General features: G+C 59.3%; 12 protein-coding genes. 10 read left to right on the top strand and 2 right to left on the bottom strand.

Annotated elements, in window-relative coordinates; genetic code table 11:
• The first annotated feature begins 233 nt into the window (after positions 1 to 233).
• Together ICA15_RS07960 and ICA15_RS07955 are read left to right on the top strand one after the other, a co-directional pair.
• Positions 234 to 1277 carry a WD40/YVTN/BNR-like repeat-containing protein gene (locus tag ICA15_RS07960; RefSeq protein WP_210552921.1) on the top strand — a complete coding sequence of 348 codons (1044 nt, stop codon included), beginning with the start codon at positions 234 to 236 and terminating at the stop codon, positions 1275 to 1277.
• The gene (locus ICA15_RS07955) at positions 1274 to 3658 is read left to right on the top strand and encodes an efflux RND transporter permease subunit (protein ID WP_150602753.1); all 2385 of its coding nucleotides are present in this window, start codon (positions 1274 to 1276) and stop codon (positions 3656 to 3658) included. Before ICA15_RS07960 ends, ICA15_RS07955 begins: the two co-directional genes overlap by 4 nt.
• A 192-nt stretch (positions 3659 to 3850) precedes the next feature.
• On the opposite strand, the gene ICA15_RS07950 is transcribed toward ICA15_RS07955, so the two are convergent.
• Positions 3851 to 4570 (bottom strand): FadR/GntR family transcriptional regulator, encoded by a 720-nt coding sequence (locus ICA15_RS07950; RefSeq protein WP_150592137.1) that lies wholly within the window; start codon positions 4568 to 4570, stop codon positions 3851 to 3853.
• Positions 4571 to 4756: 186 nt separating this feature from the next.
• Positions 4757 to 6493 (bottom strand): IlvD/Edd family dehydratase, encoded by a 1737-nt coding sequence (locus ICA15_RS07945; protein WP_150615390.1) that lies wholly within the window; start codon positions 6491 to 6493, stop codon positions 4757 to 4759.
• Between the two features lie 193 nt (positions 6494 to 6686).
• On the opposite strand from ICA15_RS07945, the gene ICA15_RS07940 reads away from it, so the two are divergent.
• From ICA15_RS07940 to ICA15_RS07905, 8 genes are all read left to right on the top strand, one after another.
• Positions 6687 to 8009: an MFS transporter gene (locus tag ICA15_RS07940; protein ID WP_150602752.1), complete on the top strand. Its 1323-nt coding sequence runs from the start codon at positions 6687 to 6689 to the stop codon at positions 8007 to 8009.
• Positions 8010 to 8168: 159 nt separating this feature from the next.
• Positions 8169 to 9161 carry an AraD1 family protein gene (gene araD1, locus ICA15_RS07935; protein ID WP_210552920.1) on the top strand — a complete coding sequence of 331 codons (993 nt, stop codon included), beginning with the start codon at positions 8169 to 8171 and terminating at the stop codon, positions 9159 to 9161.
• Positions 9162 to 9170: 9 nt separating this feature from the next.
• Positions 9171 to 10751 (top strand): aldehyde dehydrogenase (NADP(+)), encoded by a 1581-nt coding sequence (locus ICA15_RS07930; protein ID WP_210552919.1) that lies wholly within the window; start codon positions 9171 to 9173, stop codon positions 10749 to 10751.
• A 158-nt stretch (positions 10752 to 10909) separates the two neighbouring features.
• Entirely contained in the window at positions 10910 to 11221 is a 312-nt protein-coding gene (locus tag ICA15_RS07925; protein ID WP_210552918.1) for a DUF5629 family protein, read from the top strand.
• On the top strand, positions 11208 to 12383 hold the full coding sequence (locus ICA15_RS07920) for a lactonase family protein (protein ID WP_210552917.1): 1176 nt from the start codon (positions 11208 to 11210) through the stop codon (positions 12381 to 12383). Before ICA15_RS07925 ends, ICA15_RS07920 begins: the two co-directional genes overlap by 14 nt.
• A gap of 156 nt (positions 12384 to 12539) precedes the next feature.
• The gene (locus tag ICA15_RS07915) at positions 12540 to 12719 is read left to right on the top strand and encodes a hypothetical protein (protein WP_150602747.1); all 180 of its coding nucleotides are present in this window, start codon (positions 12540 to 12542) and stop codon (positions 12717 to 12719) included.
• Positions 12720 to 12983: 264 nt separating this feature from the next.
• Positions 12984 to 13196, top strand: coding sequence for a hypothetical protein (locus ICA15_RS07910; protein WP_150602746.1), 213 nt, complete (start codon positions 12984 to 12986; stop codon positions 13194 to 13196).
• Entirely contained in the window at positions 13193 to 13450 is a 258-nt protein-coding gene (locus ICA15_RS07905; protein WP_210552916.1) for a hypothetical protein, read from the top strand. The genes ICA15_RS07910 and ICA15_RS07905 overlap by 4 nt, the downstream gene beginning before the upstream one ends.
• Positions 13451 to 13521: the final 71 nt, after the last annotated feature.

The raw sequence follows: 13521 nt of genomic DNA, 5'->3' as shown, positions 1-13521 counted from the left end.
AGATCGCAGCGTGCCGCAGCTCCTACAGGGGTTGTGTCGTTCCCCGGCGGTTAACAAAAGATAACGTGGCGCCGATTGTCAGACGTTTCCAAAGCCCGATAGGATGAGCCAGCTTCCGAAGGGGCTCTGGATTGCGGGTTTCAGGACTATGCTTCTGACCAGCGATCGCTCGAACACCCTTGCGGCGCCCTTGAAGGCCAAATGGCCTAACAATAATAAATAGGGGAAGGTCTATGAGTCGTTGCCGCCCGCCGGCGTTATGCAACACCGCGTTGCTGGCCACAGCACTCTCGATGCTGGGCTTTGCCATGTTGTCGGCACCTGTGATTGCCGCCCAGGCTCCAGCCGATGTGGTTTATGCCACCGAATCAGCCAAAGCCGCGAAAAGCCTCATTCTTGACGTAGTCCACGCCGGCGCCCGGTTGGTGGCGGTCGGGGATCGCGGGCACATTCTCTATTCCGATGACCAGGGCAAGACCTGGACTCAGGCCAAGGTGCCGAGCCGGCAGTTGCTGACGGCCGTGTATTTTGTCGACGACAAGCACGGCTGGGCGGTCGGCCATGACGCGCAAATCCTCGCCAGCGAGGACGGTGGCCTGACCTGGACCAAACAATTCGAAGACCTCAAACGTGAATCGCCGCTGCTCGACGTCTGGTTCAAGGACGCCAACAGCGGCTTTGCCGTGGGCGCTTATGGCGCGCTGCTGGAAACCACCGATGGCGGCAAAAACTGGGAAGACGTCAGTGACCGCCTCGACAACGAAGACCAGTTCCACCTCAACGCCATCGCTGCTGTGAAAGACGCCGGGCTGTTCATCGTCGGCGAATCGGGCAGCATGTTCCGCTCCGCCGACGAGGGCCAGACCTGGGAAAAACTCGAAGGCCCATACGAAGGCTCGCTGTTCGGCGTGATCGGCACGGCTCAACCGCAGACGCTGCTGGCTTACGGCTTGCGCGGCAACCTCTACCGCTCCAGCGATTTCGGCAGCAACTGGGAACAGGTCGAGCTGAAAGCCGCGCGCGGATCACTGGAATTCGGCCTTTCCGGCGCGACCTTGCTTGAAGACGGCTCAATCGTCATCGTCGGCAACGGCGGCTCGGTGATCAGCAGCAGCGACAACGGCGAAACCTTCAGCGTATTCAACCGCGCGGATCGCATTTCGCTGTCGTCGGTCACCGCCGCCGGCAATGGCAACCTGATTCTGACCGGGCAGGGTGGCGTCCACACCACGCTGCCAAACGGCGCCGAGATCAATAATAAGAAGGCGGGGCTATGACTTCCTTGAACACACATAACCAGGAAAAGGCGACGGTTCTCGAACGCCTGATTTTCAACAACCGCCCGGCTGTGATCCTGATCTGCCTGGTGGTGAGCATTTTCCTGTTCTGGCAGGCCACGTTGATCCGGCCGTCCACCAGTTTCGAAAAAATGATCCCGCTGCAGCATCCGTTCATCGAGAAGATGATGGAGCACCGCAACGATCTGGCGAACCTGGGTAACACCGTGCGGATTTCGGTGGAAGCCACCGATGGCGACATCTTCTCCAAGGAGTACATGGAGACCCTGCGCCAGATCAACGACGAGGTGTTCTACATTTCCGGCGTTGACCGCTCCGGGCTGAAGTCGCTGTGGAGCCCGAGCGTGCGCTGGACCGAAGTGACCGAGGAGGGTTTCGCCGGCGGTGAGGTGATTCCGCAGAGCTACAACGGCTCGCAAGACAGCCTCGATCTGCTGCGCAACAACGTGCTCAAGTCCGGTCAGGTTGGCCGTCTGGTGGCCAACGACTTCAAGTCGAGCATCGTCGACATCCCGCTGCTGGAGTCCTACCCGGACCCGCAGGATCAGGGCAAGTTGCTGGCGCTGGATTACCGCAAGTTCTCCCATGAGCTGGAAGACAAGATCCGCAACAAGTTCGAAGCGCAGAACCCGAACATCAAGATCCACATCGTCGGTTTCGCCAAGAAGGTTGGCGATCTGATCGATGGTCTGGTGATGGTGGTGCTGTTCTTCGGCATTGCCTTCGTGATCACCCTGATTCTGCTGCTGTGGTTCACCAACTGCGTGCGCAGCACCATCGCGGTATTGAGCACGACGCTGGTGGCGGTGGTCTGGCAACTCGGCTTGATGCACTTCTTCGGCTTCGGACTCGATCCGTATTCGATGCTGGTGCCGTTCCTGATTTTCGCCATCGGCATTTCTCATGGCGTGCAGAAGATCAACGGTATCGCCCTGCAATCCAGCGAGGCCGACAACGCGCTGACCGCTGCACGACGCACGTTCCGGCAACTGTTTCTGCCGGGGATGATCGCGATTCTCGCGGATGCGGTGGGCTTCATCACGCTGCTGATCATCGACATCGGCGTGATCCGTGAACTGGCCATCGGTGCGTCCATCGGTGTGGCGGTGATCGTGTTTACCAACCTGATCCTGTTGCCGGTCGCCATCTCCTATGTCGGCATCAGCAAACGCGCTATTGCCAAGAGCAAGAAGGACGCGAACCGCGAACATCCGTTCTGGCGCCTGCTGTCGAACTTTGCCAGCCCGAAAGTTGCACCGATCTCCGTCGCTCTGGCGCTGGTCGCCTTCGGTGGTGGCCTCTGGTACAGCCAGAACCTGAAAATCGGCGACCTTGACCAAGGCGCGCCGGAGTTGCGTCCTGATTCGCGCTACAACAAGGACAACAACTTCATCATCAGCAACTATTCGACCAGTTCCGACGTGCTGGTGGTGATGGTCAAGACAAAGGCTGAAGGCTGCTCACGCATTGAAGCCATGGCGCCGATCGATGAGCTGATGTGGAAGATGCAGAACACCGAGGGCGTGCAGTCGGCGATCTCGTTGGTGACTGTGTCCAAGCAGATGATCAAAGGCATGAACGAGGGCAACCTGAAATGGGAAACCCTGTCGCGCAACCCGGACGTGCTGAACAACTCGATTGCCCGTGCTGATGGTTTGTACAACAACAGCTGCTCGCTGGCGCCGGTGCTGGTGTTCCTCAACGACCACAAGGCGGAAACCCTTGATCGTGCGGTGCATGCGGTGCAGGAATTCGCCAAGGACAACAACAAGGACGGCCTGGAATTCATCCTCGCCGCGGGTAACGCCGGTATCGAAGCGGCCACCAACGAAGTCATCAAACAGGCTGAGCTGACCATCCTGATCCTGGTGTACATCTGCGTGGCGGTGATGTGCATGATCACCTTCCGCTCGTGGGCGGCGACCTTGTGCATCGTGCTGCCGCTGGTGCTGACTTCGGTACTCGGCAACGCGCTGATGGCGTTCATGGGCATCGGTGTAAAAGTGGCGACGTTGCCGGTGGTGGCGCTGGGCGTGGGTATCGGCGTCGACTACGGGATCTACATCTACAGCCGCCTGGAAAGTTTCCTGCGTGCCGGTCTGCCGTTGCAGGAAGCCTATTACCAGACCCTGAAATCCACCGGTAAAGCGGTGCTGTTCACCGGTCTGTGCCTGGCCATCGGCGTATGCACCTGGATCTTCTCGGCGATCAAGTTCCAGGCCGACATGGGCCTGATGCTGACCTTCATGCTGCTGTGGAACATGTTCGGTGCGCTGTGGCTGCTGCCGGCACTGGCGAAGTTCCTGATCAAGCCAGAGAAACTGGCGGGGCAGAAGGGCAACTCGCTGTTTGCGCATTGATCTGAAGGGCTGAAACGACAAAGCCGCAACCTTAGGGTTGCGGCTTTTTTTGTGGATCAGGATCAAAAGATCGCAGCCTTCGGCAGCTCCTACATGGGTTTCATTCAGGTTAGATGCCCCATGCATCGTTGAACTGCGGATGCACTCAGCCCCTGTAGGAGCTGCCGAAGGCTGCGATCTTTTGACTTTGCTTCAAGAAAGCTCAGCCCCCAACACAACACTCAACGCACTGCGCGCATCATCCAGCTGCACCAACGTTGCATGCCGCGCCCCCAGCGCATCGCGATTTTCAATGGCCGTCAAAATCGCCTTGTGCCTCGGTAACGCCAATTCATGCAGATTCGGCCGCTGATTCGAATGTTTCAACGCCTCGGCAATCGCCACCGACAACATGTTGCACAGATTCGCCAACAAATCATTGTGCGTCGCATCGGCAATGCGGCTATGAAAATCCAGGTCCGGTTGCAGCAGTGCTTCCGGCGTCGGCGCCGCTTCCATGCGTTGGTAGGCTTCGCCGATGGCGGCAATGTCGGCGTCGGTCGCATGCTGGGCGGCGAGGGCGGCGGCGGCAGGTTCGATGATGCTGCGCACGCTGGTCAGTACGTTGAAAAACTCATTCTGCGGGCTGCTTTGCATCAGCCAGTGCAGCACGTCCGGGTCGAGCATGTGCCATTCGCGGCGCGCCTTGACCACCGTGCCGACGCGCGGCTTCGAATACACCAGACCTTTGGCCACCAACACCCGCGTGGCTTCGCGCAACACCGGCCGGCTGACCGCGTACTCCTCGCACAACAAGGCTTCGGCGGGCAGTTTGTCATCGGGCAAAAAGCGTCCGGAGACGATCTGCTTGCCCAGTTCCTGGACAATGCGCGAGTGCATGCTTTTGCGGTCGGAAGGTTTACGGTAATCCATGGGGAGCGGCGCGATCCTGAGCGATGGAGATGCCGCGCATCATAGCAGGCACCGGGCATTCTTGAGGTGGATGCAAAACCGAATGTAGGAGTGAGCCTGCTCGCGATGGCGGTGTGACGGTCAATAGAGGTGTCAACTGACAGATTGCTATCGCGAGCAGGCTCACTCCTACAGGGGTTTGTGCTGTCAGTGAGAATGACGCGGCACTTCAGCCCCTCGGCAACCCACCAAAAAGTCAAAGTCACAGCCCTGATCCGCCTGCAACACATGGTCGATGTACAGCTGACGATAACCGCCCACCAGCAATTGCTGCGGTGGTTGCAGATCGGCCATGCGCGCCGCCAGTTCGGCATCCGGAATGTCCAGGTGCAAACGGCCAGTGGCGCAATCGAGTTCGATCCAGTCGCCTTCCTTCACCGTGGCCAGCGGCCCACCGGCTGCCGCTTCCGGCGCGACGTGCAAAACCACCGTGCCGTACGCCGTGCCGCTCATCCGCGCATCAGAAATGCGCACCATGTCGGTCACACCCTGGGCCAACAGCTTGGCAGGTAGGCCCATGTTGCCGACTTCGGCCATGCCCGGATAACCCTTCGGCCCACAGTTTTTCATTACCAGAATCGAATCTTTATCAACATCCAGTTCCGGATCGTTGATTCGCGCCTTGTACATGTCGAAGTTCTCGAACACCACTGCACGACCGCGATGCTGCATCAGTTCGGCGCTGGCTGCGGACGGTTTGAGTACCGCGCCCAGTGGCGCCAAGTTACCGCGCAGCACACAGATACCGCCGTCGGCACGAATCGGATTGTCGAGGGTACGGATCACCTCGTCTTCGCCATAGATCGGCGCGTCCTTGGTGTTCTCGCCGATGGACTTGCCGTTGACGGTCAGGGCATTCGGATTGGGGATCAGATTAGCTTCACCGAGGCGACGCAACACCGCTGGCAGACCTCCAGCGTAATAGAACTCTTCCATCAAGAAACGCCCGGACGGTTGCAGATCGACAATCGTCGGCATGCCGCGGCCGATGCGCGTCCAGTCGTCCAGATCCAGTTCGACGCCAATGCGTCCGGCGATGGCTTTCAAGTGGATCACGGCGTTGGTCGAACCACCGATCGCGGCGTTAACACGGATGGCGTTTTCGAAGGCTTCCTTGGTGAGGATCTTCGACAGTTTCAGATCTTCGCGAACCATCTCCACTGCACGCATGCCGGACATGTGCGCCAGCACATAACGCCGCGCATCCACCGCTGGAATCGCCGCGTTGTGCGGCAGCGAAGTGCCCAGCGCTTCGGCCATGCAGGCCATGGTCGACGCGGTGCCCATGGTGTTGCAGGTGCCCGCCGAACGCGACATGCCGCCCTCGGCCGCGAGGAAATCGTCAATGGTGATGGTGCCGGCCTTGACCTGTTCGCTGAGCTGCCAGACCACGGTGCCGGAACCGATATCCTTGCCCTTGTGCTTGCCGTTGAGCATCGGTCCGCCGGTGACGACGATGGCCGGCACGTCGCAACTTGCCGCGCCCATCAGCAGCGCCGGGGTGGTTTTGTCGCAACCGGTCAGCAGCACCACGCCGTCAATCGGGTTGCCGCGAATCGCTTCCTCAACGTCCATGCTCGCCAGGTTGCGGGTGAGCATGGCGGTCGGGCGCAGGTTGGATTCACCGTTAGAGAACACCGGGAATTCCACCGGGAAACCACCGGCCTCGATCACCCCGCGTTTGACGTGCTCCGCGATCTGGCGGAAATGCGCGTTGCACGGGGTCAGTTCCGACCAGGTATTGCAGATGCCGATGATCGGCTTGCCATGAAACTGGTGGTCGGCGATGCCCTGATTCTTCATCCAGCTGCGGTACATGAAGCCGTTCTTGTCGGCCGTGCCAAACCATTGGGCGGAGCGCAGGGTGGGTTTCTTATCAGACATGATCGATTCTCTTATTGTATGACTATAGTGTTCCAGCTGTGGCTTAACATAAGCTCAAATTCAACGGTTTGGAAGTGTTGTTGGGTAATTAGTATTACTATATAGTCGTTTTCGACGGAGGGATGGCCCTGGCGGTTTTCCGTGAGAGGCGTCCCCCGAGGTTCTATAAAAACAACAATCGGAGACCGATCTCATGAGCCAGGAATTGCGCCTGATACGGCGCATCACACTGAAACTGATTCCCTTCCTGATCCTGCTGTACCTGATCGCCTATGTGGATCGCTCCGCCGTCGGCTTCGCCAAGCTGCACATGGGCGCCGACATCGGCATCGGCGATGCGGCCTATGGCCTCGGTGCCGGGCTGTTCTTCATTGGTTATTTCCTTTTCGAAATCCCCAGCAACCTGATGCTCGAACGCTTCGGTGCGCGGCGCTGGTTTGCGCGGATCATGATCACCTGGGGCGCGATCACCATCGGCATGGCCTTCGTCCAGGGCCCGCACAGCTTCTATGTCATGCGCTTTTTGCTCGGCGCGGCAGAGGCAGGGTTCTTCCCCGGCGTTCTCTACTACATCACCCAATGGTTCCCGGTGCGCCATCGCGGCAAGATCCTCGGGCTGTTCATTCTTTCGCAACCCATCGCCATGATGATCACCGGCCCCGTGTCCGGCGGTTTGCTAGGCATGGACGGCATTCTCGGCCTGCACGGCTGGCAGTGGCTGTTCATCGTCATCGGCACCCCGGCGATCCTGCTGACCTGGCCGGTGCTGCGCTGGTTGCCTGACGGCCCGCAACAGGTGAAGTGGATGGATCAGGCCGAGAAAGACTGGCTGACCGGCGAGCTGAAAAAGGATCTGCAGGAGTACGGCCAGACCCGTCACGGCAATCCTTTGCATGCGTTGAAAGACAAACGCGTGTTGCTGCTGGCGCTGTTCTATCTGCCGGTGACCCTGAGCATTTACGGCCTCGGCTTGTGGTTGCCGACGTTGATCAAACAGTTCGGCGGCAGCGATCTGATGACCGGTTTCGTGTCGTCGGTGCCGTACATCTTCGGGATCATCGGTCTGCTGATCATCCCGCGCAGTTCCGATCGCATGAACGATCGCTACGGGCATTTGGCGGTGCTTTATGTACTGGGCGCGATTGGCTTGTTCCTCAGTGCCTGGCTGACATTGCCGGTGGCGCAACTGGCAGCGCTGTGTCTGGTGGCGTTTGCGCTGTTTTCCTGCACGGCGGTGTTCTGGACGCTGCCGGGGCGGTTCTTTGCCGGTGCGAGTGCGGCGGCGGGGATCGCGCTGATCAACTCGGTGGGCAACCTCGGCGGCTACATCGGGCCGTTCGTGATCGGCGCGCTCAAAGAACACACCGGCAATCTGGCTTCGGGGTTGTACTTCCTGTCGGGAGTGATGGTGTTTGGGCTGATTCTGACTGGCGTGGTGTATCGCGTGCTGGAGCGTAAGCACGTGTTGCCGGCTGATCAATTTGCCGCGAGTGCGCGTGGTGCGACCCGCACCTGACACTCATCCATCAATCACCACCGACCCTGTGGGAGCTGGCTTGCCAGCGATGGCGGCGGCACATCCCACATTGATGTGTCTGACAGATTGCTATCGCTGGCAAGCCAGCTCCCACAGAGTTCTTCAGTGTTCAAGAGTTTTGTATAAAGGAGAAAATTTATGCATCTGGTTCAATTCGAATTGAGTAACGGCGAACGCCGCGTCGGCGTGGTCGAAAGCACTGTGGTGCGCGAAGTGCAGGATGCCCGCAGCGTGCGTGATCTGGCCCTGGCCGCCATCGAAGCCGGCGGCACTCTGGAGCAGCAAGTAAAAAGCCTCGGCCTGGGCACCAGCCATGACTATGCGCAGTTGCTCAAAGACCTGCGCATCCTGCCTCCGCTCGATCACCCGGACCCGGCGCACATGCTGGTCAGCGGCACCGGTCTGACGCATCTGGGCAGCGCCTCGGCCCGCGACAAGATGCACCAGCAGGCCGGTGACGAAACCGCGATGACCGACACCATGAAAATCTTCAAATGGGGTGTCGAGGGCGGTAAGCCGGCGGCGGGGCAGGCGGGTGTTCAGCCGGAATGGTTCTACAAGGGCGACGGCAGCATCGTCGTGCGTCCGGGCGAAGCCTTCCCGTTGCCGCCGTTCGCCGAAGACGCCGGCGAAGAGCCGGAGATGGCCGGCCTGTACATCATCGGCCATGACGGCAAGCCGTATCGCCTGGGCTTCGCCGTCGGCAACGAGTTCTCCGATCACGTCATGGAGCGCAAGAATTACCTGTACCTGGCCCACTCGAAATTACGCAGTTGCAGTTATGGCCCGGAACTTCGCGTCGGTGAGCTACCCCAACACCTTGCAGGCACCAGTCGTATCCTGCGTGATGGCGAAGTGTTGTGGCAGAACGAGTTCCTCAGTGGCGAGGCCAATATGTGCCACAGCCTGGCGAACCTCGAATACCACCACTTCAAGTACAGCCAGTTCCTGCGCCCGGGCGACGTGCACATTCACTTTTTCGGCACCGCGACCCTGTCGTTCGCCGATGGCATTCGCACCCAACCGGGTGACGTTTTCGAAATCAGCCAGGCCGAATTCGGCGCACCGCTGATCAATGGCATCGCCCCGGTTCAAGCGGTTTTCGAACCGGACAGCATCGGCACCCTTTAAGGAGATCCCATGACTCAGATTCTCGGTCACAACTACATCGGCGGTCAGCGTAGCGCTGCCGGCAACGTCAAATTGCAAAGCGTTGACGCGACGACGGGCGAACAACTGCCGCACGATTTCATCCAGGCCACTGCCGAAGAAGTTGACGCCGCCGCCAAAGCCGCCGCTGCCGCCTACCCGGCCTATCGCAGCCTCAGCGCCGAGCGCCGCGCGCAGTTTCTCGACGCGATTGCCGACGAACTGGACGCGCTCGGTGATGATTTCGTCGCCGTTGTCTGCCGCGAAACCGCGTTGCCGGCTGGCCGTATTCAGGGCGAACGCGGTCGCACCAGCGGCCAGATGCGCCTGTTCGCCAAAGTGCTGCGCCGCGGCGATTTCTATGGCGCACGGATCGATTTGCCGTTGCCGGATCGCCAGCCATTGCCGCGCCCGGATCTGCGTCAGTACCGCATCGGCCTCGGTCCAGTCGCCGTGTTCGGCGCGAGCAATTTTCCGCTGGCGTTTTCCACTGCCGGTGGCGACACCGCATCGGCACTGGCTGCCGGTTGCCCGGTGGTGTTCAAGGCGCACAGCGGTCACATGGCCACGGCCGAGCTGGTGGCTGATGCACTGATTCGTGCGGCGGAAAAAACCGCGATGCCAGCGGGTGTGTTCAACATGATCTACGGCGGTGGCGTCGGCGAGTGGCTGGTCAAGCATCCGGCGATTCAGGCTGTGGGTTTCACCGGTTCGCTCAAGGGTGGACGTGCGTTGTGCGACATGGCCGCGGCACGCCCGCAACCGATCCCGGTATTTGCCGAGATGTCGAGCATCAACCCGGTGATCGTCTTGCCACAGGCGCTGGCCGCTCGCTCGGAAAGCGTCGCTCGCGACCTCACCGCGTCGGTCGTGCAGGGCTGCGGTCAGTTCTGCACCAATCCCGGTTTGGTCATCGGTATTCGCTCGCCTGAATTCAGCGCATTCGTGCAACAGGTTGCAGGTTTGATCGGCGACCAATCGGCTCAAACCATGCTCAATGCCGGCACCCTTGGCAGTTACGGCAACGGCTTGCAGAAGCTTCTCGCGCATCAAGGCATTGAGCATCTGGCGGGCAATCCGCAGCAGGGCAATCAAGCGCAGCCGCAACTTTTCAAAGCGGATGTCAGCCTTTTGATCAACGGCGATGAAGTGCTGCAGGAAGAGGTGTTCGGCCCAACGACAGTGATTGTCGAGGTGGCCGATCAAGCGCAACTCAGTGCCGCATTGAACGGTTTGCACGGGCAGCTCACGGCGACGATTATCGGCGAGCCTAGTGATTTTGAGCAGTTCGCAGAACTCACGCCGCTGCTGGAGCAGAAGGTCGGGCGGATCCTGCTAAACGGTTATCCGACCGGTGTCGAGGTGTGTGACTCGATGGTCCATGGCGGCCCGTATCCGGCAACCTCCGACGCCCGTGGCACTTCGGTCGGCACGCTGGCCATCGACCGTTTCCTGCGTCCGGTGTGTTTCCAGAACTACCCGGACAGCTTGCTGCCGGAACCGCTGAAAAACGCCAACCCGCTGCGCATCCAGCGCCTGGTGGATGGCAAGCCATCGCGCGAAGCCCTCTAAACACCGCTCCTCTGTAGGAGCTGCGGCACGCTGCGATCTTTTGATCCTGTTTTAAAGACCAAGATCAAAAGATCGCAGCCTTCGGCAGCTCCTACAGTGGGGAGCGGGGGCGCCATGAGCTATCATTCGCTCTTTCCCCCCTACAAAGACTGTTCACCATGACTGCCCCAACCCTTCTCAACGCCCTCGAACACTGCGGAATGGTCGAAATCGACGGCCTGCACGCTTTCGAATTCGCCCTCGATGAAGACGATAATCTGCACATCGAATGCATCGATGGCCGAGCGGCCAAGCATTGGGAATTCACCCCGGCTCAAGTTGAAGCGGCGACGTTTGACGAAGCTCTGCAGAGCTGGCTGGTCATTGGCTATGCCAGCGATACCAAGACCACCGGCGAACACCGTCTGGTGTGCCTTGGCGACGTAGTCAGCAGCAGCGACGACGAGGATGAAACTGATGAAAATGCGTAAATTCTGGCCGCTGCTGATGGCCGGCAGCGTCGGTGCGATGGGCCTTTCCAGTGCATCCGCTGAAAGCTTCCAGCTGCTGGTCGGCTCTTACACTGCCGGCGCCAGCCAAGGCATCTATCGGATGAGCTTCGATAGCGCCACTGGTCAGATCGAAGCCAAACCACTGCAAGTGGTGAAAAGCGAAAACCCATCGTGGCTCACTCTGTCCAAAGACCAGAAACGCTTGTTCGTGGTCAACGAAAATGGTCCAGGTCAAACCGATCCGGTCGGTCGCGTCAGCAGTTATGCGATCGATCCGAAAACCCATGCGCTTAGCCTCATCAATCAGGTACAAAGCCTGGGCAACGAGCCGACCCATTCAAGCCTCAGCCATGACGCCAGCCATTTGTTCGTCAGCAACTATTCGGTGATGGAAGATCCGGGCGGCACGCTGGCGGTGTTGCCGGTAGGGGCAGACGGCAAACTCAAACCGGTGGTGCAGATGAGCGCGCACCCGGCGAGCCGGGTCAACCCAGAACGTCAGGCATCGAACCACGTGCACTCGACGGTCTCTTCGCCGGACGGCCGTTATGTGTTCTCCAATGATCTGGGCGCGGACAAGGTCTTCATCTACCAGTTCGACCCGAAGGCCAACCCGGATTTGCCGCTGACCCCGGCCAAAACCGCCTCGGTGGCCATGCCTGCCGGCAGCGGTCCGCGTCATCTGTTGTTCAGTGCTGACGGCAAACATGCCTGGCTGACCATGGAAATGAGTGCGCAAGTCGCGGTATTCGATTACAACGACGGCGTGCTGACTCAGACACAACTTGTAGACCTCGCGGCTGGCCAACCGACCTCGGACAAGGCAGGGGCTGCGCTGCATGCTTCCGCTGACGGCAAATTCCTCTACGTCAGCAACCGTGGCACCGCCAATCAGTTGGTCGTGTTCAGCATTGATCCGGCGACCGGCCAACTCAAAGAGCTGCAAAAACGTTCGGTGGAAGGTGATCACCCGCGCGAATTCAGCCTCGACCCGAGTGGCAAATTCCTGCTGATTGCCAACCAGAAGAGCAATGAGATTGTCGTTGTTGAACGCGATGGCAAGACCGGTCTGCTCGGTAAAACCGTGCAGAAACTGCCGATGGACGCGCCCAGCGACCTGAAGTTCGTAGTGCGACAATAAGCCACAGGCCCCGGTTCGCGGGGCCTGTCTCTATGTATTAATCGCGCTGATAACTGCTACTGTTACAAAGCATTTCAAGCGATCAACCCTCGAGCGTTAAGTTGGCTCCACAGCCCAACCGGGCAAGCAAGCCAACCGAACACGAGGGTTACCGCCATGAACTTCAATCTTTTCTCCGTCATCGCCGCTTCCGCCATCTCCGCCACCGTGGTTCTGCCAGCCAGTGCCAACGTCGAAATCAACAGCAAAAAATCCCACGCCCAGAGCTACACCCAGAAATATCTGCAACAGAGCGCCAACTTCTACGCTGCGCTGGATCACAAAGCCCAACACTGAAATTCCCCGTTCCCGAGAGATACACGATCTCCTGTAGGAGCTGCCGAAGGCTGCGATCTTTTGATCTTCAACGTCAAAAGATCGCAGCCTTCGGCAGCTCCTACATGTGTGTGCGTTTGACCACACGATAGGTTTTATTCAACGCCGAAATAGACCGGCTTAATGATCAACGAAGCTGATGTTCACTATGGAAAACCCTGAGTGGTTGCCACAGCTTTTTTGATCGATTCTGTGGGCATCGAAACATGCCCACGGGAGAACACCATGGCCAGCGCAATCATCTCTTCTGCCAAATTCGGCGCCTACCTGGCCATCGGCCTGTACCTGGCGCTGGTGCTGATCGTCAGCATCTCATCGCAGATGGAACACAGCTTCGACGCACCGATTCAGGTCGCAAGTCCCGGCATTCAGTTCGAACACCGCTCGCAAAGCGTGATGGTCGACCGGGCTGAACTCGCAGGAGTCGGCGGCGCATGAAAGGCTACAGACTTTGGGTTATCGCCAGTCTCGCGTTGATGACTAACGGCGCGTCGTTGCTGGGCATTGGGCAGGGTTCGGTGGGAGCGCTGGCACGAGCCATAGAGGCCAATCACAACATCGCCCACGACATCGAGCGGGCGAATACGCTGGGGCTGCTGGCCGGCAATCCGCCGAGCAAGGCCGCAGCGAATTTTCTCGACCCGTTCGAAGTGGATTGCTCGGCCCTCGGGATGTGCCAGGTGCTGGCTTGACCTGCAGGCTTGACCAAACTCCAACAACTGCCTTGAGTGAAATTCATTGTGGTGAGGGGATAAATCCCCTC

The sequence above is a fragment of the Pseudomonas sp. P116 genome, from assembly GCF_020149425.1.
GTDB lineage: Bacteria > Pseudomonadota > Gammaproteobacteria > Pseudomonadales > Pseudomonadaceae > Aquipseudomonas > Aquipseudomonas anatoliensis.
This window is presented reverse-complemented; position numbering and strand designations above follow the sequence as displayed.

Excerpts from the sequence above, each read along its gene's own strand:
- ICA15_RS07920 (WP_210552917.1), top strand. The coding sequence starts at position 11,208 with ATGAAAATGCGTAAATTCTGGCCGCTGCTGATGGCCGGCAGCGTCGGT.
- ICA15_RS07950 (WP_150592137.1), bottom strand. The coding sequence starts at position 4,570 with ATGGATTACCGTAAACCTTCCGACCGCAAAAGCATGCACTCGCGCATT.
- ICA15_RS07955 (WP_150602753.1), top strand. The coding sequence starts at position 1,274 with ATGACTTCCTTGAACACACATAACCAGGAAAAGGCGACGGTTCTCGAA.
- ICA15_RS07945 (WP_150615390.1), bottom strand. The coding sequence starts at position 6,493 with ATGTCTGATAAGAAACCCACCCTGCGCTCCGCCCAATGGTTTGGCACG.
- ICA15_RS07960 (WP_210552921.1), top strand. The coding sequence starts at position 234 with ATGAGTCGTTGCCGCCCGCCGGCGTTATGCAACACCGCGTTGCTGGCC.
- ICA15_RS07940 (WP_150602752.1), top strand. The coding sequence starts at position 6,687 with ATGAGCCAGGAATTGCGCCTGATACGGCGCATCACACTGAAACTGATT.
- araD1 (WP_210552920.1), top strand. The coding sequence starts at position 8,169 with ATGCATCTGGTTCAATTCGAATTGAGTAACGGCGAACGCCGCGTCGGC.
- ICA15_RS07905 (WP_210552916.1), top strand. The coding sequence starts at position 13,193 with ATGAAAGGCTACAGACTTTGGGTTATCGCCAGTCTCGCGTTGATGACT.
- ICA15_RS07925 (WP_210552918.1), top strand. The coding sequence starts at position 10,910 with ATGACTGCCCCAACCCTTCTCAACGCCCTCGAACACTGCGGAATGGTC.
- ICA15_RS07930 (WP_210552919.1), top strand. The coding sequence starts at position 9,171 with ATGACTCAGATTCTCGGTCACAACTACATCGGCGGTCAGCGTAGCGCT.
- ICA15_RS07915 (WP_150602747.1), top strand. The coding sequence starts at position 12,540 with ATGAACTTCAATCTTTTCTCCGTCATCGCCGCTTCCGCCATCTCCGCC.
- ICA15_RS07910 (WP_150602746.1), top strand. The coding sequence starts at position 12,984 with ATGGCCAGCGCAATCATCTCTTCTGCCAAATTCGGCGCCTACCTGGCC.